Origin of the sequence: Micromonospora sp. NPDC049275 (assembly GCF_043197115.1) — a bacterium.
Classification (GTDB): Bacteria; Actinomycetota; Actinomycetes; order Mycobacteriales; family Micromonosporaceae; genus Micromonospora.
Map to the genome: position 1 here is coordinate 79,855 of NZ_JBICSN010000002.1, position 22,778 is coordinate 102,632.

Consider the following 22,778-nt stretch of genomic DNA (forward strand, 5'->3'; position numbering starts at 1 on the left):
AGGACACGTGAACGCGTACGAGTCGACGGACCTGGAGGAGTCGATGTTCGTGGCGGAGCCACCGGGCGTCGAGGACCCGCGGGTGCATCCCGCCTGGCTCCCACCGGAGGCGTTCCGGGCGCTCGGCGCGCGCCGCGTGCTCGTGCACGGCGACGGGCTGCTCGTCGACACCGTCCTCGACGAGGTGACACGTGCCTGCGCCCGCTACGGCGGGCGGGTCTGGCACTCGCCCTCCTGGGACGTCGACGTCGACCTGGTCCTCCTCCTGCGCGGCGCCGACGAGCTGCCCGGCTCCGCGGTCGCGGCGGCCCGGTCGGCCGGGGAGGCGGCGCTCGTCGACCTCGGCGGCGACGCGACGCTCGGCGACGAGGGGTTCCTGCTGACCCGCGCCGGCGACCTGACGGTGCTGCTGGCCGACGCGCCCGCCGGTCTGCTGTACGGGCTGTTCCACGTCGTCCGGCTCTGCGCGGCGGCGTTCGACCCGGCCCGCCCACCCGAGCTGCACCGGCCGGCGCTGCGTCGGCGCATGCTGAACCACTGGGACAACGTGGCCGTGCACCCGGTGATGGGTCAGGTCGAACGGGGGTACGCGGGCGGCTCGATCTTCTGGGCCGGCGGCCGTCCGCGCGGGGACCTGGCGCGGATCCGGGAGTACGGACGGCTGCTGGCCGCCAGCGGGATCAACGCGATCTCGGTGAACAACGTCAACGTCTGTCACGCCGAGGCGCTGCTGCTCACCGACCGGCTCAACGACGTGGCGCAGATCGCGGGCGTGCTGCGCCCGTACGGCATCCGGGTTCACCTGTCGGTCACCTTCGCCGCGCCAGTGGTCCTCGGTGGACTGCCGACCGCCGACCCGTTCGACGAGGACGTCCGCGCCTGGTGGGCGGCCACCACCCGGCGGGTGTACGAGCGCATCGACGACTTCGGTGGCTACGTGGTGAAGGCCGACTCCGAGGGGCAACCCGGCCCGTTCACCTACGGGCGCGACCACGCCGACGGGGCGAACGTGCTCGCCGAGGCGCTCGCCCCGTACGGGGGAGTGGTGCACTGGCGGGCGTTCGTCTACAACCACCACCAGGACTGGCGGGACCGGTCCACCGACCGGGCGCGGGCCGCGTACGACCACTTCGCCCCGCTCGACGGGCGGTTCCGCACCAACGTCGTCCTGCAGGTGAAGTTCGGCCCGGTGGACTTCCAGACGCGGGAGCCGGTCTCGCCGGTGCTCGCCGCCATGCCGGCCACCCGGATCGCTGTCGAGTTGCAGGTCACGCAGGAGTACACGGGTCAGCAGCGGCACGTCTGCCACCTCGGGCCGTGCTGGAGCGAGGTGCTGCGCTTCGCGCCCTGGGGTCCCGGCGGACGGACGATCGCCGACGTGGCCACCGGGGAGGCCGGCACGGGCGGCGGCCTGGTCGCCGTCGCCAACACCGGCGACGACCGCTTCTGGACGGGGCACCCGCTGGCGCAGGCGAACCTGTACACGTTCGGCAGGCTCGCCTGGGACCCGCGCCTCGACCCGACGGCGGTCCTCGACGAGTGGATGACGTTGACGTTCCCCCCGTCGGCGACCGCCGAACCGGAGCTGGTGCGGCGGACGCTGCACGAGATCATGGACGACTCCTGGCGGACGTACGAGCGGTACACCGCCCCGCTGGGCGTCGGCTTCATGGTCCATCCCGGCGACCACTACGGGCCCGACGTCGACGGGTACGAGTACTCGCGGTGGGGCACCTACCACTTCGCCGACCGCGACGGCGTCGGCGTGGACCGCAGTCGCGCGACGGGCACCGGCTTCGCCGGCCAGTACCCGCCCTACTGGGCCGACGTCTACGAGTCGCCGCAGACGTGCCCCGACGAGCTGCTGCTCTTCTTCCACCACGTCCCGTACACGCACGTCCTGCACAGCGGGTCCACGGTCATTCAGCACATCTACGACACCCATTTCGCGGGCGTCGAGGAGGTGGCGACGATGCGGCGGCGGTGGCGGACCCTGAACGGGATGATCGATCCGAGCGTGTACGAGCGGGTGGCCGAGCGCCTCGACGAGCAGGTGCGCTGCGCCACCGAGTGGCGGGACCAGATCAACACCTACTTCTTCCGCAAGTCCGGCATACCCGACGCGCGGGGGCGACGCATCCACTGACCACTCACCAGGGGTGTACGGTCCCGTCCTCCAACCGGTTCACCGGCAGGTACGCGGGCGCGTACGGGTAGCGGGCCGCCGCCTCCTCGTCGATGTCGACGCCCAGCCCGGGGGTCTCGGCGGGATGCAGGTAGCCGTCGGCGTAGTGGTAGCCGTGCGGGAACACCTCGTCGGTCTCTGCGGTGTGCCGCATGTACTCCTGGAGCCCGAAGTTGGGGATCGAGATGTCGAGCTGAAGCGCGGCGGCCATGCAGACGGGCGACAGGTCGGTGGCGCCGTGTGAGCCGCTGCGGACGTGGTGCAGCGCCGCGAGGTCGAAGATGCGGCGCAGGTGGGTGATGCCGCCGGCGTGCACCACGGTGGCCCGGATGTAGTCGATGAGCTGCTCCCGGATGAGCTGCGCCGCGTCGAAGACGCTGTTGAAGACCTCGCCCACGGCGATCGGGGTGGTGGTGTGCTGCCGGATCAGCCGGAAGCCCTCCTGGAGGTCGGCGGGGACCGGATCCTCCATCCAGGTCAGCGCGTAGGGCTCCAGACTCTGGCCGAGCCGGGCCGCCTCGATGGGCGTGAGCCGGTGGTGCACGTCGTGCAGCAGCCGCAGGGTGGGGCCGAACTCGTCGCGGACCCGGGCGAACACGCCTGGCACGTGCGACAGGTAGCGCGGCGTCGACCAGGTGGCCTCGCTGGGCAGCGCCGCGTCGGCCGGCTCGTAGAAGAGCTTGTCGGCGCTGACCCCGTACGTCTTGGGCAGGCCCGGCACACCGCACTGCACCCGCACGGCCCGGTAGCCGAGGTCGACGTAGCGGGCGACCTCGACCAGCACCTCCTCGACGGTCTCGCCGTTGGCGTGGCCGTACACCGTGACGCCCTCGCGGGACCGGCCGCCGAGCAACTGGTAGACCGGCAGGCCCGCGACCTTGCCCTTGATGTCCCACAGCGCGGTGTCCACCGCGGCGATGGCGCTCATCGTGACCGGCCCGCGCCGCCAGTACGCGCCCTGGTACAGGTACTGCCAGGTGTCCTCGATCCGCGCCGGATCCCGGCCGATCAGCAGCGGCGCCACGTGGTCGCGCAGGTACGACGCGACGGCCAACTCCCGCCCGTTGAGGGTGGCGTCCCCGACGCCTGTGACGCCCTCGTCGGTGACGATCTTGAGGGTGACGAAGTTGCGGCCCGGACAGGTCACGATGACCCGGGCGTCGACGATCTTCACTCGATCTCCTTCGTGCCTGCGGGAGTCGGGTGAGGACGCTCGCAGGGGGGTCACGCGAGGACGGTCTGCTTATCGAGAACGTGCCGATAATAGCCCGCCGACAGCCGGTGGTGAACGGTGCTGCCGCCCCGTGCTCATGCGCAGGTGAACGCCCAATCCCTGGTGCCGAAAGGTTTCCGGAAACCTTGACAATCGACTGTGCTCGATTGAAGCTGACATCGGTCACGCGAGCCGCGGTCACGGTCGGGCGAAGGGCAGTCCTCGACTCACCCCCCTTCCATGCGCCACTCTCCCGAGGAATCGCGAACCATGACACTGAAGACAAGGATGGTCGGCGTCGTCACGGCGGTCGTGACACTCGCCGCCGCCGCGCTGGCCTTCGCCACGCCGGCGTCCGCGGCGACGCTCACCCAGGTGACCGGCTTCGGCACCAACCCCACAAACCTCCAGATGCACCTGTACGTCCCGGACCGGGTGGCGTCCCGGCCGGCGATCCTGCTCGCCCTGCACTACTGCACCGGGTCGGGCCCCGCGTTCCACTCCGGCACGCAGTACGCGTCACTCGCCGACCGGTACGGCTTCATCGTCATCTACCCGTCGGTGACCCGCAGCAGCAAGTGCTGGGACGTGGCCTCACCGCAGGCGCTGCGCCGAGGTGGCGGCAGCGACCCGGTCGGGCTCATGTCGATGGTCGACTACGTGAAGCAGCGGTACTCCGCCGACCCGGACCGCGTCTTCGCCACCGGCACCTCGTCGGGCGCGATGATGACAAACGTCATGCTCGGTGACTACCCGGACGTGTTCGCGGCGGGGGCGTCCTTCGCCGGGGTGCCGTTCGCCTGCTTCGCCACCGGGGGCGCCTCGGAGTGGAACAGCGAGTGCGCGAACGGGCAGCTCATCAAGACCGCCCAGCAGTGGGGGGACCTGGTCCGCGGGGCGTACCCCGGCTACACCGGCCGGCGACCGCGGATGCAGATCTGGCACGGCACGAGCGACGAGACCCTGCGCTACCCGAACTTCGGCGAGCAGATCAAACAGTGGACCAACGTGCACGGGCTCAGCCAGACGCCGACGTACACCGACTCCCCGCAGTCCGGGTACACCCGCACCCGGTACGGCAGCAGCGGTCCGATGGCGCCGGTCGAGGCGATCAGCATGCAGGGCGTCACCCACAACCTGCCTGTCGACGCCGCTCAGGTGATCCGCTTCTTCGGGCTGGACGGCACGACACCCCCGCCGACCACACCCCCGCCGACCACACCGCCCCCGACCACTCCGCCGCCGACGACCCCGCCGCCGACCACCCCTCCGCCCACCACCCCGCCTCCGGGATCGGGTGACTGCGCCGCCGCGGTGACGGTCAACCAGTGGACCGGCGGGTTCGTGGCGAACGTACGGGTCACGGCCGGCTCGTCGGCCCTCAACGGTTGGACCGTGACTATCGCGTTGCCGTCCGGCGCGACTGTCACCAACGCGTGGAGCGCCGACCGCACCGGCAACACCGGCACGACGAGTTGGAGGAACGTGTCGTACAACGGCCAGGTCGGCGCGGGGCAGTCCACCGAGTTCGGCTTCCAGGGCACCGGCACCGCAGGAAGCCTCAGCCCGACCTGCGCGGCGGGCTGACGGAACCCCGGCCGGTGCGGAGGGTGGCCCGTACCCTCCGTGCCGGCCGGCCCGCGAGGGCGGTCAACCGTCGATGCGGGTGATGTTGCGAATCTTGTTGGACGCGTCCAACGCGGCGACCTTGTACGCCTCGGCCAGGGTCGGATAGTTGAACACGGCGTCGACCAGGTAGTCGATCGTGCCACCACAGCCGATCACCGCCTGGCCGATGTGGACGATCTCGGTGGCGGCGGTGCCGAACACGTGCACCCCGAGCAGCCGCCCGTCCTCGGGGGAGACGAGCAGCTTCAGCATCCCGTACGAGTCACCCACGATCTGGCCCCGGGCCAACTCGCGGTAACGCGCGATGCCCACCTCGAACGGCGTCGACGCGTCGGTCAGCTCGGCCTCGGTCTGACCGACGAAACTGATCTCCGGGATGGTGTAGATGCCTATCGGTTGCAGGCCGTGCATCTCCCGGATCGGCTCGCCGCAGGCGTGCTGCGCGGCCAGCCGGCCCTGCTCCATCGAGGTGGACGCCAACGCCGGAAAGCCGATCACGTCGCCGACGGCGTAGATGTTGTCGACCGGGGTGCGGTAGTTGGCGTCGACGGCGATCCGGCCGCGCCGGTCCGCCTCCAGGCCGGCCGCCTCCAACGCCAGGTCGTCGGTCTGGCCCTGCCGGCCGGCCGAGTACATGACGGTGTCCGCGACGATCTTCTTGCCGCTCTTGAGAATGCACAGCGCCGCCGTCTGGTGCTTCTCCACGGCGGCGACCTCCTCGCCGAAGCGGAACGCCACCGACAGGTCGCGCAGGTGGTACTTCAGCGACTCGACGACCTCGTCGTCGCAGAACTCGAGCATCCGCTCGCGGCGCTCCACGACTGTCACCTTGGTGCCGAGGGCGGCGAACATCGACGCGTACTCCATGCCGATCACGCCGGCGCCGACCACTACCATGCTGCGGGGGACGGCCTGGAGGTTGATGACGCCGTCGGAGTCCACGATGGTCCGGTCGTCGAAGTCGACGCTGTCGGGGCGGGCCGGGCGGGTGCCAGCCGCGATGACGGCCTTGTCGAACGTCACCTTCGACTCGCGCCCCGAGCCGGCGTCGACCCAGATGGAGTGCGCGTCCGCGAAACGCCCCGTCCCGGTGATCATCGCGACGCGGTTGCGGGCGAGCTGGTTGCGGATGACGTCGGTCTGTCGGGTGATCACGTGCTGCGTACGGGCGGCCAGGTCGCTGACCGTGATGTCCTCCTTGACCCGGTAGCTGCTGCCGTACAGGTCACGCTGGCTCAGGCCGGTCAGATAGAGCACCGCCTCGCGCAGCGTCTTGGACGGAACGGTGCCGGTGTTGATGCACACCCCACCGAGCATGTCGCGGCGATCCACGATGCCGACCCGCCTGCCGAGCTTCGCGGCGGCGATCGCGGCCTTCTGACCGCTGGGTCCGGAGCCCAGCACCAACAGGTCGTAGTCATACACGATCGTTAGCGTCGCAAGATGTCGACGTCGACGCCAGACCCCGGACGCGAGCGTTACCTGTCTGCCACCACGCAGACGCCGCCGTTCAGCGCGACCTCCTCGGGCAGCTGCGTACCGGTGGCGACGACGCCCAGCGACACGGCGCCGCCGGGCCTGATCACCGCGTTGTGGCCGGTGTTGCGCACCCGCAGGTAACTGTTGTTGGGTCGGTCGACGACCTGCGCGCCCCAGAGGGCCCGCAACTCCTGACTGGCCCAGAACCGCCAGGTCATCGTCCAGCCGTTCACCGCCGTCGTGCCAGTGTTCTCGACCGAGAGGTACGCCGCGAAGCCGCCCGACCGCTGTCGGACGACGGTGCGGACCGCGCAGCTCGGCGGTGGCGCCGAGGTGGTCACGGTGACCGGCGGCGACAGCGCCGACCAGTTGCCCGCCTCGTCGCGGGCACGGACCACGAAGGTGTACGTCGTGTTCGGCGTCAACCCGCTGACCTGGGTGACGGTGGGCCTCGGCGGGAACTGGTACAGCTCCCTGACCACTGTCAGCTGACCGCCGGCGTCGACCCGGTACACCTCGTACCGATCGAGCACGACGTTCTCGGTCGAGGGGGCCCAGCGCAGCCACACCACTGTGGAGGCGACGTCGTACGCGACCGGCTGCCCCGGTGCGCTCGGTGCCTGGTCGTCGCCCGGTGGCATGGTCAACCGCAACGTCGGGCTCGACGGTGAGCGGTTTCCCGCCGCGTCCAGCCCGGCGACGCCGAAGATGTAGGTGCGCGACGGCCCCAGGTCGGTGATGCGGATGCTGTTGGTGTCCGTCGACCACGTCCGGCCGTTGTCCTCGAACCGCGCCGAAACCACGTAGCCGACCACGCCCACGTTGTCGGTCGACGCGGCCCAGGTCAGCTCGAGCCAGGTGGTGCCGCTGGCCACGACCGTGATCGGTCCGGGGGCGGTGGGCGACTCGGTGTCGTCGATGGCGGCGTACGCCGGGCTCGCGCCCACCCCGCCGATCGCGCCCACCGTGCCCAGCGCGGCCATGAGCGCGGCGACGGCCAGTACGGCGACGGCTCTCGGCCGGGACCTACTTCGGATTGGGTGATCACGCACGATGAATCCCTCGCCTCCGGTTGTCCGCAGCGGGCCGGCGATTCACTGCCGTCAATGCTAAGCGACCGACGAGCGGAAGGATGCCCCGTGGCCGCGGTCGCGCGTTCCACTGCGCCCACAGCGCGCGCTCGGGGACCCAGGGGCGGTGGACACGGCGGTGGCCGGATCGCCAGGACTCGTGGCGGCGGCCACCGCGCGGTGCCCACGTCAGGTGAGCGCGGCCTGGCCGCACCGGCCTCGGTCCGGTGTCATCCGGCCGTCTGCTCACGGCGCGCGAGCGCGAACACGAACCAGGCGATGGCGCAGACCGCGGCCGACATCACCAGGGCCCAGCCAGTGCCCGCGGCGATCGCGGCACCCATGACGACGACGCCGAGGGTGGCACCAACCTGCCGCACGGCGTTGAGCAGGCCGCCCACCGCACCGGCAGTGTCCGCCGGGGCGACGCCGACAAGCGCGGCGACCAGAGCCGGCAGGGCGTAGGAGACGCCGAAGCCGGTCATCAACAGGCCCACCGCGAGCCACGGGTAGCCGCCGTTGGCGAAGACCACGCCGGCCAGCACGGCACCTCCGGCGGCCAGCAGAGCCAAACCGGCCAGAACCGGACGGCGAGGACCCACCCGTGCCACGATCTTGCCCGTGAACGGCGGATTGGCCGCGAAGGGCACGGTCAGCGGCAGGAACGCCAGCCCGGTCTGCAGCGGGTCTAGGTGCCGCTCCCGCTGCAACAGCAGCGGCAGCACGAACAGCCCTCCGGTCAACGCGAAGTTCACCGCTGCGGCGGCCAGCAGACCAGCCCGCACCCGGGCCGACCGCAGCAGAGCCCGATTCAGGACCGGCGCCTGGCTGTGGCGCTCCAGGCCGCAGAAAGCCAGCGCCGACACCCCGAACCCCGCCGATGACCACGCGGCGTGGGCCCACGCCTGCGAGCCGGCGGCGATCAGCGCGTCCGTGAAGAGGGCCAACACTGCGGCGGCTGCCAACTGGGCGGGCCAGTCGATCCGGCGATCACTGCGCGGGCAGGCCACCGCCCGGCCCAGAGTCAGCGCCAGCACCGCCAGGCCGATGGGCACGTTGACCAGGAAGACAGACCGCCATCCGGCCGCGCCGACCAAGGCGCCGCCCGCGATCGGACCGGCCGCGACGGCCGCGCCGCTGATCGCGGCCCAGGTCGAGACGGCGCGCGCCCGTGCCGCCGGTTCGGGGTAGAGCTGGGCGATCATCGCCATCGAGGCGGGTACACACGCCGCCGCGGCGACCCCCGAGATCGCCCGCAGGAGGACCAGGGCCCACAGCCCCGGGGCGAACGCACTGAGCACGGATGCGAGCGTGAAAACCGCGATCCCGGCCCGGAATAACCGCTCGGCGCCGTATCGGTCCGCCGCCGCGCCCGCCGACAGCAGCAGCGCGGCGAACGCCACGGTGTAGCCGGCGGTCGCCCACTGCAACCCGGCGATCGAGGTGTCGAGAGAGGACGCCAGATCGGGCTCGGCGACCGACAGCACCGTCATGTCCAGCAGCACCATGAAGTAGCCCAGGGAAACGCCCGTCAGAGCCCTGGAACGCAACCGCGGTGGACGGAGGTTTACCGATGAGCGTAAAAGGGTCATAACTGGGGAAGCTCCGCGAAGACGGCAGTGGGAAGGACGCCACCACTGTGCGGTTCGGCGGCTCACCAGCTCCACCGCCGCAACCGCACGACGCGTTCGGAATTCCCGAACCCCGCAGGCTGTTTCTCGGCCTGTGGAGCTACGCCAACTCAGGACCTTCGAGGCCGTCGTCCGCCACCGAACCGTGACCGATGCCGCCGCCGCGCTCGATCTCGCCCCCTCGTCCGTCTCCCAGCAGATCCGGACCCTCGAGGAAGTACTCGGCGTGGCCCTGTTCGTACGCCGCCCCACGGGCATGGATCTGACCCCCGCCGGACAACGGCTACAAAGATGGGCACGGTCTCTGCTCGACCAGGCCAAGCAGGCCACCCGCGACGTCAGAGGCGAACGGCAACTGCTGCGGCTCGGCGCGCTGGAAACCCTCGCCGGCTCCTACGTGCCGGCGGTGTTCGCCCGATTCGCCGAACGCCGGCCCGACATCGACCTCGAAATTCACACCGAACGCGCCCGCGACGGCCTCCTTGCCGACGTGATCGAGCGACGACTCGAGGCCGCCCTGCTGCTGGACTCCGGCGACAACGTCGGCGGACTCGGCTTTCCCGCCCCCGCCGAACCGCTCACCTTCATCGACCTCGACCCGGTTCCCCTCGCACTGGTATCCGCGCCCGCCCACCCGCTTGCCGCCCGAGCGGCACTGACTGCCGATGACCTCACGCACGAGCGGCTCCTGGTCAACGTGCCAGAATGCTCGTTCTGGATGGCCGGGAACAAGATCCTCGGACCCGGTCCCCAACGGGTCAAAGTCGGAGGCGTCGCGGTGATGCGCGCATGGGCCGAGCACGGACTCGGAATCACGCTGCTACCCCGGTTCGCGGTCGCCGACAGCCTCCGCTCCGGCGCCCTGATCCAACTCGACCTCCCACTTCCCGACCTCAGCCTGCGGCTGATCTGGCGAGAAGACCAGGAATCCTTGCCCGGTATGCGCGACATCCTGTACGCCGCGGCCCGTCCCTGAACCCCATGCCTCGCCGACCCACCGGGGAAGGTTCCCGGCCGCCCCCGGGCCGATCTGCGTGTCCGCTCACAGGCTCGCCCCCGGTCGCCGCCGCACCGCGGTCGGCGGTCTGCCCGTCGCCTGTCGGGCCGCCGTCTAGTGCTTTGACCGGGAAGGTTCGCCGGGTTGGCCGCTGTCGCGATTGGATGTAGCCGACATCCGATCCGACACCTGGAGGCAAGGTGGCCGAGCCTGTCCGTGTGCGTAGGACCGGTTCCCGCAACGGGTGTTCGCGTTCGACGAGTTCGGGCCGCTCGGGATCCGACCCACGTCGGGCCGCTGCGGCAGTTCACCATCGCCAACTCCCACCACCGCAACCACACCGCCCAGACCCGGGCACTGCATGCCTACCTGCGCTGGCGCAACACCAATGCCCGCCACCCGGACGTCCTCGCAGCCCAACGCCGTGAACGAGCCCACGTTCGCAGCGAAAGGCCTCCGCTGGGGCAGCCGACCGGCATATGCCGTGTGACGGGTTCGCCTTTCACCGCCTCACTGACCGCTTCTCAGATGCCCAGTCACGGAACAGGGTGAGGGCCTCGGTCAGGTTGCGAGGCCCGCATGCGAGGTGGAAGGTCTTTTCGGATGTCCAGGCCATCACCCAGTCATGCTCACCCCGTGTGAACTGCTGCCGGAGGTACTCCCGATCCGCCAACTCCGTCTCCTCTAGATCGATCGTGACCGACCAGCCGGGGTTGTCGAGCGTTTCGATCTTCAACCCCCACTCGTGTTCCCAGTCGCCGTCGCACTGCGAGGCATACCAGCTCTGCAACCAGGTAAGAACCTGCTCGGATTCGGACATGGACGTGGACGTTAACCGACCTGCGCCGCTGGGCTGGCAACCCGGTGAACCTTCGCGGTCACCGCACTAGCCGACGAGGCGGCGTTCCCAGGCCCAGGCGGCGATCTCGACGCGGTTGCGGGCCGGGAGCTTCGTCTGCACGCTGGCGAGGTGGGTCTTGACGGTGCCGACGGCGATGAAGAGCTGACCGGCGATCTCGGCGTTGGTCAGCCCTCGCGCGACAAGCTTCACGACGTCGAGTTCCCGCGGGGACAGGCCGGCGTCGTCCCGCGGCGCGGTGGGCGGGCTGAGGTGCTCCAGCAGTCGTACGGTGATGGACGGGCTGATCAGCGCGTCGCCGGAGACGGCCGCGCGGACCGCCTCGACGAGCAGCGCCGGGCCGGAGTCCTTCAGGAGGAATCCGCAGGCCCCGTTGGACAGCGCGGTGTGCACGTACTCGTCGAGGTCGAAGGTCGTCACCACGACCACCCGCACCGGGTCGGCGACGCCCGGCCCGGCGAGCAGCCGCAGCGCCTCCAGGCCGTCGAGGCGGGGCATGCGGATGTCCAGCAGCACCACGTCCGGGCGCAGCCGCCGCGCCATCTCGACGGCGGCGACCCCGTCGGCGGCCTCGCCGACCACCGCCATGTCCGGCTGCGCGCCGATGATCATGCTGAAGCCGGTCCGGACCATCGCCTGGTCGTCGGCGATCAGCACCCGGATCATCGGGTCACCGCCGACCGCAGCGGGAACGCGGCGTCGAGCACCCAGCCGCCGGAGATGCCCGGCCCTGCGGTGATCGTGCCGCCGAGGGCGCGTACCCGCTCGGTGAGGCCGAGTAGACCGAAGCCGTGCCCCCGGGCGGGGGCGGAACGCGGGGTCGCGCCGTCGTCGGCGACCCGGACCAGGAGCCAGTCCGGCGTACGACGCACGGACACCGCCACCGACCGGGCGTCCGGGGCGTGCTGGCGGGCGTTGGTCAGCCCCTCCATCACCACCCGGTACGCCGACGTCGACACCTCCACCGGCAGCCCGTCGAGCGGGCCGTCGACGTACAGCCGGGCCGGTGTGGTCGTGGTGCCGTTGTGGCCCTCCAGCAGCGGCGCGAGATCGGCCACGCCGGCCAGCGGAGCGAGGGGGGCGTCCGGCGGGGCGTCCGGATTGCGCAGGACGCCCACCATCCGCCGCATCGAGGCCATCGTCTCCGCGCCGGCCCGCTCGATCTGCTCCAGCGCGACGATCACCCGTTGCGGGTCCTGCTCGGCGACGAATCGGGCGCCCTGCGCCTGCACCACGATGCCTGTCACGTGGTGGGCGATGAAGTCGTGCAGGTCGCGTGCGAACTCGGCGCGCTGCTCGGCGCGTACCAGCGCGATGGCCCGCGCCCGCCCGGCGGCGACGACGCGTAGGTAGATCCCGACGGCGGCGGCACCGACAGCGCCGAGCGCCTGGAGCAGCCCGAAGATCACGTAGACGTACTCGGCACCGGCGCGCAGCGGCAGCGCGGCGGCGGCGAGCGCGGCGAGCACCGCCGCCCACGGGGCGAGCCGTGCCGCGCCCCACCGGGTCACCACGAACACCACAGCGATCATCCCGGCAGACTCGGCAAGCCCCCAGCTGCCGCCGAACAGATAACTTCCGCTCGCGCTGAGCAGCACGAAGCCGAAGGTGACGGCGAGTGAGATCGCGCCGAGCACGAGCGCCGCGAGCGGCAACGACAGGGACCCCTGCCGGTGCACGGGCAGCCAGACCACGGCGGTCAGCACCGCCAGCACCACCTGCACCAGGGAGCGCAGGGCTTCGGCCGCGCCCGCCCCGGTGTAGAGGCCGTAGCGCAGATCGAAGGCACCGAGCAGGGCCAGCGCCGCCAGACCGGCGAGCTGACCCAGACGTACCCACCATGTCGAGAATCCCGGCGCGTTCATCGTGACCCAGCGTAGCCAGGCGGGCGGCGCGGGCAGATCGGCCGAAAGACAGACCCGGCGCGGGAGTTCCCCGACCGCGGGCCGATGCGGCGTCCACCCGACGCGGGCGAGGCTTCCCGGGTCACATCGCAGCCACTGGAGGAACCCATGACACCCCACGCCCCGCCGCCGATCGCGCAGGCCGCCGTCGCCGCGGTCGACCTGGTGAAGGTGTACGGCAGCGGCGACACCGCGGTGCGCGCCCTGGACGGCGTCTCGGTCGGCTTCGGCCGGGCCGAGTTCACCGCGATCATGGGCTCGTCCGGGTCCGGCAAGTCGACGCTCATGCACTGCCTGGCCGGCCTGGACACGGCGACCTCCGGTCGGGTCCTGCTCGGCGGCACGGAGCTGACCGGTCAGTCCGACCGCACCCTGACCCGCGCACGCCGCGACCGGATCGGCTTCGTCTTCCAGGCGTTCAACCTGCTGCCGCAGCTCACCGCCGCGCAGAACATCACGCTGCCGCTGGACCTCGCCGGCCGGGAACCCGACCGTGAACTGCTCGCGCACCTCGTCGACGTGCTGGGCCTCGGGCAGCGGCTCGGGCACCGGCCCAGCGAACTCTCCGGCGGCCAGCAACAGCGGGTGGCGCTGGCCCGGGCCCTGGTGTCGCGGCCCGAGGTCGTCTTCGCCGACGAGCCGACAGGCAACCTCGACTCCCGCTCCGGGGCGGAGGTCCTCGCCATCCTGCGCGACTCGGTACGCGACCTGGGCCAGACGGTCGTCATGGTCACCCACGATCCGATCGCGGCCGCGTACGCCGACCGGGTGGTGCTGCTCGCCGACGGCCGGGTCGCCGGCGAGATCGACGCGCCGAACCAGGGCTCCGTCACCGACGCGCTGCGCGAGCTGGCGGTGCCCGCGTGAGGGCGACGGTGCTGCGTACCCAGGTGAGCGCCGCGGCCCGACGGCCGGGCCGCCTGATCCTTACCGGTCTGGCGATCCTCGTCGCGTCGTTCGTCGTCTTCGGCACCTTCCTGGCGCAGGACATCACCGAACGGACCGCGCGGGACAACCTCAGCGGCACGCCGGCCGCCACCGACCTGGTCATCGGTGACCCGGAGCAGCCGCCGCCCACCGTGGCGGCCCTGCGCGACGTGCGCGCCCTGCCCGGCGTCACCGAGGCGGTGGGCCGGATGACCGTCGGAGTCTCCCTGACGGAGGGCTACCTCAACCTGCGGGCCGACCCGGGCACCGGCCCGCTGGCGACCGTCCGCCTGGTCGAGGGCAGCTACCCGGACCAGCCCGGCGAGATCGCGGTGACCCGGCGTACCGTCGAGCGGCTGGGGCTGGCGGTCGGCACCGTGACCACCGGGACGGGCGGCGAGCGCACCACCGGGGCGCCGCTCACCGTCACCGGCGTGGTCGACACCCCGGACGACGGTGGCTACGACGCGTACGCCCCGGACGACGTCGTGGCCGCGTGGGGTCAGGTGAGCACCGTCGAGCGGATCGACGTGCGGACGGCCACCGGCGCGGCGGAGACGGTTCGCCAGCGGGTGACCGCGGCGGTCCCGGCCGATCAGCCGATCCGCTCCGGCGCGGAGGTGCGCGACGCCGAGGCCAACGCGGCGGCCGAGCAGGTGGGACGGCTGTTCGCGCTTGTCGGCATGTTCGTCGCGGTCGCGGTGGTCGCCGCGGCGCTGGTGCTCACCTCCACGTTCCGCATCGTCTTCGCCCAGCGGATGCAGCACCTCGCGCTGCTGCGGGCGGTGGGCGCGGGCCGCGGCGCGCTGGTGGGCGCGCTGACCGCCGAGGGTGCCCTGACCGGGCTGGTCGCGGGCGTGGTGGGAGTCGCCGGCGCCCTGGCCGTCGGCCAGCTCCTCCCCATGGCCCTCCGCGCCTCGGGCCTGGCGGTCTCGTCGCCGGGCCTGTCGCCGGGGGCGGCGGTAGCGGTGGTGCTCGGCGCGGTCGTCGTCACAGTGGTGGCGGTCCTGGCGCCGGCGTTCTCCGCCGCCCGGGTCTCGCCCCTGGAGGCGCTGCGGGCGGCCAGCGTCACCGCCGGACGGCGCGGCATCGGGGTCCCGCGTCTGGTGTCCGGCGCGCTGCTGGTGCTCGGCGCTCTGCTGGCCGGCGTCGCGGCGGTGCGGCGGTTGCCGACGCCGGATCAGGAGTCCTACGACCCGAGCGCGGCGCTGCTGCTGCTGGTCACCTCGGGAGCGCTTGCGTTCTTCGCACTGGTCGCCCTCGGGCCGCTGTTGGTGCGCCCGGTGCTGGCCGTGGCCGGCTGGCCGTTGCGCCAGGTCGGCCCGCTGGGGCGGTTGGCTGTCGGCGGGATCGGTGGGACGCCGCGGCGGGCCGCCGCCGTCTCCGTCGTGGTCGCGCTCGGCGTGACCCTGATCTCCGGCGTGCTCATCGGCGGCGCGTCGATGCGTGTCGTCGCCGATCGCGACATGGCCCTCTCCGCGCCTGCCGACTTCGAGGTGTCCGGCAGCGAGGGCGCGACCGTACCGGTGGCCGTCGTGACACGGGCGCGGGCGGCGCACGGCGCGCTGACCAGGGTGGTGCCGTACCGGATGGTCTACGACGTCGCGCTGATGCGGGGCGCCGAACGGCTCGGTGACGCCGAGTCCGGGTATTCGACGACCGACCTCGACATGTCGGCGCTGCCGAGGATCGCCGACCTGGACGTGGCGCAGGGCAACCTCGCCGACCGTGGACCCGGCCGGATCGTGCTCGGCGACTGGGCCGCCCGCAACGCCGGGCTGCACGCCGGCGACACCGTCACCCTCGCCCGCGACGGCCGGACAGTCGACGTACGGGTGGCTGCGGTCCTGCCCGACCGTGGCCCCCTGTACGCGGGCATCCTCGTCGACCGGGCCGACCTGGACCGGATCGGCGGGCCGACGGCGTACACAGGTCTGCTGGCCGACGCGGCGGGCGCGGGTGAGGATGGTCGCACCGCCGGATTGCGGGCGCTGCGGCAGGCGATCGGGAACGGCGCCGGACTCGGCATCGGGGTGCTCGCGGACGAGCGCGATCGCAACGACGCGATGCTGAACGCCCTGGTCGGGATCACCGCCGGCCTGGTCAGCCTGACCGTGCTGATCGCGGTGGTCGGGGTGGGCTCCACGACCGCGCTGTCGGTGGTCGAGCGGGTACGCGAGTCCGGGCTGCTGCGCGCCGTCGGCCTGTCCCGGGCGGGCCTGCGCGCGATGCTCACCGTCGAGTCCGGCCTGTACGGGGTGATCGGTGCGAGCTTCGGTCTGCTGCTCGGCGTCCCGTACTCCTGGTTGGTGGTGCGGGCGCTCGGGCTCAACGCGCCGCTGTCGCTGCCGGTGCTGCAACTGGTCGGGCTCTTCGCGGCGCTTGTCGGGCTGACCGCGCTGGCCGGCGTGCTGCCGGCGCGGCGGGCATCGCGGGTCAGCCCGGTGGTGGCGCTGGGGATCGAGGGCTGAGCACCGCCCGGCCCGGGGGCCCCCCCCCGCGGGGGGGCCGGGGGGGGCCGGGGGGGGGGGGGTGGGGGGGGGGGGGGGGGGGACCCCCGCGCCCCCGGGGGGGGGGGGGGGGGCCCGCCGGGTGGGGGCGGGGGGTAGGGCGGGCTCCGCCCCCCGCGGCCGGGCGACCCGCGCAGGCGGGTCGCCGGGCCGGACCGGTCAGTTGGGGTTTCCGGCGTGGGTGAGCGTCTCCCAGGCGACGAAGAGGTTGTTGGTGCCGGCCGGCCGCTGTTGCAGCGTGAGGGTCTGCGTGTTGGTCATGACGTTGCCCAGCCGGTTGGCCATCGCGTTGAAGCCGACCTCGGTGATCGGGCCGAGGCCCCGGGTGAGGGTGCCGCCGCAGAGCCAGGAGGGTGCCGCCTCGCCGAGCTGGTAGCGCGAGTGGAAGCCGAGCGCCTGCCGCAGCCGCTCACCGACCTGCGGGTACAGGTCGCGGCCCTGGATGCGGGAGGTCTCCGCGACGTGCGAGATGGCGGAGATCCCGTACCCGGTGTGGACGAAGTCCCGGCAGGTCTCCTGGGCGAGGCCGGCGACGAATGTGGACTGGCCCTGCCAGTAGCCGATGATCTCCGAGCTGGTGTCCAGGCCGCTGCCGGGCACGGTGTACGGCAGCGCGCCGTCGCTGGGCAGGTAGATGAAGGCGCGGGCGCGGTTGAGGAAGCGGGTGACCGCCGCGTCGTAGGCGGTGCGGTCCTCCAGGAAGACGGCGATTCCGACGGCGGCCTCCATCATCGTCAGTTCCCAGTTGCCGTTGCTGTTCGAGCCGTTGCGGACCACCGGCAGGTAGACGTTGCGCAGCATGGTGGCGAACCGGTTGGCGTTGGGCCAGCTCCCGTACGTGTACTTGATGATCTCGGCGGCCCGGGGCCAGGTCGAGGCCGCCCAGCCGGTCTGCAGTGGCCCGTTGCTGCCGGTGTGCGAGGTGATCGTCGCCGACCAGGCGTCCATGATCTGGATCGCCTTCTGCGCGTACCGGGAGTCACCGGTGAGGTACCAGGCGAGCGCGTCGGTGTACGCCGCGATCGCGTCCTCGCGCTCGTCGGTGCAGCCGTTGTTCGGGTTGGAGTAGGAGCCGCACTCGACGACGGCACGGGGCGCCGGGGTGCGCGACAGCGAGGCGTACCGGCTGCTCATCATCTGGCTGTACGCCGCCGCCCACGGTTGTGCGCCCGCCTGCACCCGCCCGCGGACGAAGTCGAGCTGGCCGCGGCCGACCAGCACCCCGGGGTGGGTGAAGCCGCTCGACGGTGGGGGAGTGGTGCCGCCGCTGGGCAGGGTCCAGAGCTGGTTGGCGCTGCCGGTGCAGCTCCAGATCTGCAACGGCGTGCCGTCGGCCGAGCTGGTGCCTGTCGCGTCGAGGCACTTGCCGGAGGTCGGGTTGACCACCCGCCCGGCGCTGGACGACCACTGCTGCGCGCCGGTGCCGTTGCAGTCGTAGATCTGCACCCGGGCGCCGTTTGTGGTGCCGGCGGCGGCGATGTCGAGGCACTTGCCCAGGGCCCGGATGGTGCCGTCGTCGCCCACCGTCCACTGCTGGGCGGTGGAGCCGTTGCAGGCGTAGAGCTGCACCGCTGTGGAGTTGGCCGGGTTCGCGGCGGCCACGTCGACGCACTTGCCGCCGTACCCCGTGATGGCGCCGGTGGTGGCGGCCGTCGCTGCGGAGGCGCCGACGAACAGGCCGGTCGGTACGGCGAGCAGGGCCGCGGCGAGGGTGGCGGCCAACCTGAGGCGGGGGCGGCGGGGCGAGGGCCCGGCCAATCGTCGCGCCATGTCGGGGTCCTTCCGGGCGGCGAAACAACTGTAAAGTCTGTTAATCATTACAGTCGCACCCATCGATATCAATGTCTTTGCCGCCACGGATGCGCTCAGGGTGCTGGCGCGGGGCGCCCGGGCCGGTCAGACGACCTGGCCGCCGATGAGGGAGAGCAGCCGCAGCTTCTCGTCACTCTCCGAGCCGGGCACCGCGGTGAAGACCAGCAGGGTCTGGGACGCGTCGGGGTCCACAAGGGTCTGGCAGTGCAGCTCCAGCGGCCCCACCTCGGGGTGCAGGAACCGCTTCACGGGGCAGTAGCCGCCGGGAACGGGGTGCTCCTGCCACAGGCGGACGAACTCCGGGCTGCGGCTCAGCAGGTCGTCGACGAGCGTCGCCGCCCGCGAGCCCCGGCCGTCCCGGGTGTACGACGCGTGCAGGTGCGCCACGAGGAGTCGACTCTGCGTCTCGTGGTCCTCGGCGGGGTGCAGCTGTCGCGGCTGCGGGTCGGTGAACCAGCGGTAGTGCGCGCTGCGGGCCAACCCGGTGTGCCGGGTCTCGTCGCCGAGCAGCGCGATGGCCGGCCCGGTCTGCGCCAGGGTCTCACCGAGGTGGTTCACCACCTGGGCAGGGGTGTCGTGCATCCGGTCGAGGATGCGCATCATCCCGGGGTTGACGTGATCGGCCCGGACGGCGCGGTGCGGGACGGCCTGACCGGCAAGCTGGAAGAGGTGGTCCCGCTCGGCCAGGGAGAGCCGCAGGCCACGGGCCAGCGCGGCGAGCATCTGCTCAGACGGGTTCGGCCCGCGCTGCTGCTCCAACCGGCTGTAGTAGTCGGTGGACATACCACTCAGGGTGGCGACTTCCTCGCGTCGCAACCCACCGGTGCGTCGACGAGACCCCCGGGGCAAACCGACGTCCTCGGGCTGGAGCGCCTCGCGTCGGGTCCGCAGGAAGCTGGCGAGTTGGGCGCGGTTCACGGTGACTCCTCCTTCCACCCGCGGGTGGATCGGCACGTCGAGTGCAACAGGTGGGCATGGGCGCGGTGTTCCGGGACGGGACCCGAGCGGGGGGATGACACCCCTGCACGCGCGGGGCCGGTGGAGCGCCCGCACCGGCCCGGCCCGCCCCGACCCGGCGCTGCGGGCCGGGGCACTTGCGGCGTGGTCAGCGCTGGATGGCCTTGGTCTCCAGGAACTCGTCCAGGCCGAGGCGGCCGAACTCGCGGCCGTTGCCGGACTGCTTGTAGCCGCCGAACGGGGCGAGCGGGTTCCACGGGCCGGCGTTCACGTCGACCTGGCCCACCCGCAGCCGCCGGGCGACCGCCAGCGCGTGCTCCGGCTCCCCGAAGACGCCGCTGGTGAGGCCGTACGGCGTGCCGTTGGCGATGGCCACGGCCTCGTCCTCGTCGGCGTAGGGGATCACCGTCAGCACCGGGCCGAAGATCTCCTCCTGCGCGATCGCCGAGGTTGGGTGCACGTCAGCGAAGATCGTCGGCTGGACGTAGGCGCCGTTCGTCAGGCCGTCGGGCCGGTCCGGGCCGCCGTAGACGAGCCGGGCGCCGTCGGCGATGCCCCGCTCGATGTACCCGACCACCTTCTGCCGGTGCGCCTCGGAGGCCATCGGTCCGATCCCGGTGGTCTCGTCGGTCGGGTCGCCGACGGTGTACCCGTTCGCCGCCTCGATGGCCAACGCCACGACCTCGTCCTGGCGGGAGGCGGGCACCAGCATCCGCGGCCACGAGCCACAGACCTGCCCGCCGTTGGCGAACGCCCTCAATACGCCGGTGGTGACGGCCTTCGGCAGGTCGGCGTCGTCGAGGATGATGTTCGCGCCCTTGCCGCCCAACTCCAGCGCGACCCTCTTGACGGTCCCCGCAGCCACCGCGGAGATCCGCCGACCGGCCCGGGTGGAGCCGGTGAAGGAGATCATGTCGATGTCCGGATGGGCGGTGATGGCCTCACCGACGGTCGCGCCGGTGCCGTACACGACGTTGAACACGCCCGCCGGTACGCCTGCCGCTGCCGCTGCCTCGGCGAGGATGCGCGCGGTCAGCGGGGCGTTCTCGGACGGCTTGAGAACCATCGTGTTGCCCGCGAGCAGCGCCGGCGCCAGCTTGGAGACGATCTGCTGGAGCGGGAAGTTCCACGGCGTGATCGCGCCGACCACGCCGATCGGCTCCCGGACGACAAGCGAGTTGCCGACCTCCTCCGTCCAGGCGAAGCCGTCGGCCAGGCCGGCGACGGAGTCGATCACCGCGGCCGGGAAACCGACGTGCGCGGTGCGGGACAAGCCGATCGGTGCGCCCATCTCGGCGGTGATCGCCTGAGCGATCTCCTCCGTGCGGGCGGCGAGGCCGGCGCCGAGGCGACGCAGCACGTCCGCCCGGTGCTGCGTCGTGGTTGCCGCCCAGCCGGGGAGGGCCGCCCGGGCAGCGGCGACGGCGCGGTCGACATCGGCGGCGGTGCCGGCCGGGGTCTCGGCGACGACCGCACCGGTGGCGGGGTTCACGACGGGAAGGGTGCCGGCCGAGCCGGCGACGGTCTCGCCACCGATCCAGTGACCGGCGACGGTGTAGGTGGAAGGTGTCATGGACCGACCGTCGCACCGGAGCGGAACCCCAACCAGGTGCGGTTCATCCCTGGTACGACGATCCCTGCCTGGGGCTCGGAACTGTCGGAGCGCGACGACGATGCGTCGGCGGCTGATCGACACCCCGACGTCCGGCTGCAATCGGGCGGCCGATCGGTTCCGCCACGTGGTCGTCACGAAATCCGGCGGCAGACCGTCACAGTCCCCGGATAGTCTGCCTCGGCGCGTCGTCGCCCCGGCACGTCGCGTCCCGCGCCTGTTCGGCGCGACATTCGCCGCCACCGCCCACCATCCGCCGGATCAACCGACCTCAGGAGAGTTAGTGACACAGCAATCCGTCGCGACATCGGACAAGCTCGACGCCGCGGTGCTCAAGGTGGCGGGTGTCGTCGTCCTTGGCGCGATCATGTCGATCCTCGACGTGACGGTGGTCAGCGTCGCGCTGCCCAAGTTCCAGAATGAGTTCGACGCGTCCTACGCCCGCGTGGCCTGGACGATGACGGGCTACACGCTCGCCCTGGCCACGGTGATCCCCCTCAGCGGGTGGGCGGCCGACCGGTTCGGCACCAAGCGCCTCTACATGGTGGCGCTCGCCCTGTTCACGATCGGGTCCGGGCTCTGCGCCACCGCCGACACGATCGGCGAGCTGATCGGCTACCGCGTCCTGCAGGGCCTCGGTGGCGGCATGCTCATGCCGCTGGGCATGACGATCATGACGCGGGCGGCCGGGCCGCACCGGATCGGCCGGCTGATGGCAGTCCTCGGCATCCCGATGCTGCTCGGCCCGATCGGCGGCCCGATCCTCGGCGGCTGGCTGATCGACACGGCGAGCTGGCACTGGATCTTCCTGATCAACCTGCCGATCGGTGTCGTCGCCCTCGTCTACGCGCAGATGGCGCTCCCGAAGGACGCCCCCGAGCCGTCGGAGTCCTTCGACTTCCTCGGCATGCTGATGCTGTCCCCGGGTCTCGCGCTCTTCCTCTACGGCGTCTCGTCGCTGCCGGAGGCGGGCACCTTCAGCGCGGCCAAGGTGTGGGCCCCGATGCTCGTCGGCGGGGTCCTGGTGGTGGCGTTCGTGCTCTACTCGTTCAAGCCCCGGTACCCGCTGCTGGACCTGCGCCTGTTCCGCAACCGCAGCCTGACCATCGCCTCGTTGACGCTGTTCGTGTTCATCATCGCGTTCATGGGCGCCGGCCTGCTGTTCCCGAGCTACTTCCTGCAGGTGCGCGGCGAGTCGACGCTGGCCGCCGGCCTGCTGATGGCACCCCAGGGCATCGGCGCGATGATCACCATGCCGATCGCCGGCACGCTCGCCGACCGGGTGCCCATCGGTCGCACGGTTCCGTTCGCGTTGGTGCTGATCGTCGTCGGGTTCTTCGGCTTCACCCAGGTCGACCCGCACACCTCGTACTGGCTGCTCGGCGGGTCCCTGTTCGTGATGGGTCTGGGCATGGGCGGCACGATGATGCCGATCATGACGTCGGCGCTGCGGACGTTGCAGGCGCAGGAGGTGGCGCGCGGCTCGACGCTCGTCAACATCCTCCAGCAGATCGGCGGCTCGGTCGGCGCCGCCGTGATGTCGGTGATCCTCACCAACGAGCTGAACGGCTCCCGGCCGATCCCCGGCGCGGTGGACCCGAGTGGCAAGCCGATCACCGAGGCCGGCCTGGCCATCGCGGCCCAGCAGCGGCCGGAACTGCTCCAGCAGATGCCGGTGGACCCGTCGATCATCGAGCGCGGCCTCGACTTCGCGGCGAAGTCGTTCGCCCACACGTTCTGGGTGGGGTTCGCGCTGGTGCTGGCCACGCTCATCCCGGCGCTTCTGCTGCCGCGTCGGCGCAAGCCCGAGCAGCCGCTCGGCGACGAGCAGGCCGAGCTGGCCAAGGCTCCCGTCATCATCCACTGACCGACGGGCTTGATCACCCGCCGCGGGGGGGGGGGGGGGGGGGGGGGGGGGGGGGGGGGGGGGGGGGGGGGGCGGCGGCGCGCCCCCCCGCGCGCGGCGGGGCGGGGGCGGCCGGGCGCCCCCCCC

At 72.0% G+C, this 22,778-nt stretch carries 16 protein-coding genes and 1 pseudogene; 7 read left to right on the forward strand and 10 right to left on the reverse strand.

What is annotated here, in order from left to right; genetic code table 11:
- Positions 1-7: 7 nt before the first annotated feature.
- Positions 8-2,146, forward strand: a complete 2,139-nt coding sequence (locus tag ACGFIE_RS05790; RefSeq protein ID WP_393291464.1) for an alpha-glucuronidase — start codon at positions 8-10, stop codon at positions 2,144-2,146.
- A gap of 4 nt (positions 2,147-2,150) precedes the next feature.
- Here the strand turns inward: ACGFIE_RS05790 and manD are convergent, their stop codons facing one another.
- On the reverse strand, positions 2,151-3,359 hold the full coding sequence (manD, locus tag ACGFIE_RS05795) for a D-mannonate dehydratase ManD (RefSeq protein WP_393291466.1): 1,209 nt from the start codon (positions 3,357-3,359) through the stop codon (positions 2,151-2,153).
- Between the two features lie 309 nt (positions 3,360-3,668).
- Between manD and ACGFIE_RS05800 the strand changes: the two genes are divergently transcribed.
- On the forward strand, positions 3,669-4,985 hold the full coding sequence (locus ACGFIE_RS05800; protein WP_393291469.1) for a PHB depolymerase family esterase: 1,317 nt from the start codon (positions 3,669-3,671) through the stop codon (positions 4,983-4,985).
- Between the two features lie 63 nt (positions 4,986-5,048).
- On the opposite strand, the gene sthA is transcribed toward ACGFIE_RS05800, so the two are convergent.
- The 3 genes from sthA to ACGFIE_RS05815 form a co-directional block, all read right to left on the reverse strand.
- Entirely contained in the window at positions 5,049-6,452 is a 1,404-nt protein-coding gene (sthA, locus tag ACGFIE_RS05805) for a Si-specific NAD(P)(+) transhydrogenase (RefSeq protein ID WP_393291470.1), read from the reverse strand.
- A gap of 53 nt (positions 6,453-6,505) precedes the next feature.
- Positions 6,506-7,489: a fibronectin type III domain-containing protein gene (locus tag ACGFIE_RS05810; protein ID WP_393291473.1), complete on the reverse strand. Its 984-nt coding sequence runs from the start codon at positions 7,487-7,489 to the stop codon at positions 6,506-6,508.
- A 317-nt stretch (positions 7,490-7,806) separates the two neighbouring features.
- Complete coding sequence (locus tag ACGFIE_RS05815) at positions 7,807-9,168, reverse strand: MFS transporter (RefSeq protein ID WP_393291475.1); 1,362 nt, start codon at positions 9,166-9,168, stop codon at positions 7,807-7,809.
- A 133-nt stretch (positions 9,169-9,301) separates the two neighbouring features.
- On the opposite strand from ACGFIE_RS05815, the gene ACGFIE_RS05820 reads away from it, so the two are divergent.
- Both ACGFIE_RS05820 and ACGFIE_RS05825 read left to right on the forward strand, forming a co-directional pair.
- Positions 9,302-10,183, forward strand: coding sequence for a LysR family transcriptional regulator (locus tag ACGFIE_RS05820; protein ID WP_393291476.1), 882 nt, complete (start codon positions 9,302-9,304; stop codon positions 10,181-10,183).
- Between the two features lie 312 nt (positions 10,184-10,495).
- Positions 10,496-10,694: pseudogene (locus ACGFIE_RS05825) on the forward strand (IS630 family transposase); the annotation flags it as partial.
- Positions 10,695-10,706: 12 nt separating this feature from the next.
- On the opposite strand, the gene ACGFIE_RS05830 reads toward ACGFIE_RS05825, so the two are convergent.
- The 3 genes from ACGFIE_RS05830 to ACGFIE_RS05840 form a co-directional block, all read right to left on the reverse strand.
- Positions 10,707-11,024: an immunity 53 family protein gene (locus ACGFIE_RS05830; RefSeq protein ID WP_393291478.1), complete on the reverse strand. Its 318-nt coding sequence runs from the start codon at positions 11,022-11,024 to the stop codon at positions 10,707-10,709.
- Positions 11,025-11,090: 66 nt separating this feature from the next.
- Positions 11,091-11,729, reverse strand: a complete 639-nt coding sequence (locus ACGFIE_RS05835) for a response regulator transcription factor (protein WP_266243526.1) — start codon at positions 11,727-11,729, stop codon at positions 11,091-11,093.
- On the reverse strand, positions 11,726-12,928 hold the full coding sequence (locus ACGFIE_RS05840) for a sensor histidine kinase (RefSeq protein ID WP_393291480.1): 1,203 nt from the start codon (positions 12,926-12,928) through the stop codon (positions 11,726-11,728). The genes ACGFIE_RS05835 and ACGFIE_RS05840 overlap by 4 nt, the downstream gene beginning before the upstream one ends.
- A gap of 147 nt (positions 12,929-13,075) precedes the next feature.
- Here ACGFIE_RS05840 and ACGFIE_RS05845 point away from each other — a divergent pair, with 147 nt between their 5' ends.
- Both ACGFIE_RS05845 and ACGFIE_RS05850 read left to right on the forward strand, forming a co-directional pair.
- On the forward strand, positions 13,076-13,834 hold the full coding sequence (locus ACGFIE_RS05845) for an ABC transporter ATP-binding protein (RefSeq protein WP_393291483.1): 759 nt from the start codon (positions 13,076-13,078) through the stop codon (positions 13,832-13,834).
- Complete coding sequence (locus ACGFIE_RS05850; RefSeq protein ID WP_393291485.1) at positions 13,831-16,365, forward strand: FtsX-like permease family protein; 2,535 nt, start codon at positions 13,831-13,833, stop codon at positions 16,363-16,365. The genes ACGFIE_RS05845 and ACGFIE_RS05850 overlap by 4 nt, the downstream gene beginning before the upstream one ends.
- Positions 16,366-16,563: 198 nt before the next feature.
- Here ACGFIE_RS05850 and ACGFIE_RS05855 read toward each other — a convergent pair whose 3' ends face one another.
- The 3 genes from ACGFIE_RS05855 to ACGFIE_RS05865 all read right to left on the reverse strand — a co-directional run bounded on the left by ACGFIE_RS05855 (position 16,564) and on the right by ACGFIE_RS05865 (position 20,746).
- Positions 16,564-18,174, reverse strand: a complete 1,611-nt coding sequence (locus ACGFIE_RS05855) for a ricin-type beta-trefoil lectin domain protein (RefSeq protein ID WP_393291487.1) — start codon at positions 18,172-18,174, stop codon at positions 16,564-16,566.
- A gap of 126 nt (positions 18,175-18,300) precedes the next feature.
- The gene (locus ACGFIE_RS05860) at positions 18,301-19,134 is read right to left on the reverse strand and encodes a helix-turn-helix transcriptional regulator (protein WP_393291489.1); all 834 of its coding nucleotides are present in this window, start codon (positions 19,132-19,134) and stop codon (positions 18,301-18,303) included.
- 187 nt (positions 19,135-19,321) lie between these two features.
- Positions 19,322-20,746: an aldehyde dehydrogenase family protein gene (locus tag ACGFIE_RS05865; RefSeq protein ID WP_393291491.1), complete on the reverse strand. Its 1,425-nt coding sequence runs from the start codon at positions 20,744-20,746 to the stop codon at positions 19,322-19,324.
- A 322-nt stretch (positions 20,747-21,068) separates the two neighbouring features.
- Here ACGFIE_RS05865 and ACGFIE_RS05870 point away from each other — a divergent pair, with 322 nt between their 5' ends.
- On the forward strand, positions 21,069-22,652 hold the full coding sequence (locus ACGFIE_RS05870; RefSeq protein ID WP_393293173.1) for a DHA2 family efflux MFS transporter permease subunit: 1,584 nt from the start codon (positions 21,069-21,071) through the stop codon (positions 22,650-22,652).
- Positions 22,653-22,778: the final 126 nt, after the last annotated feature.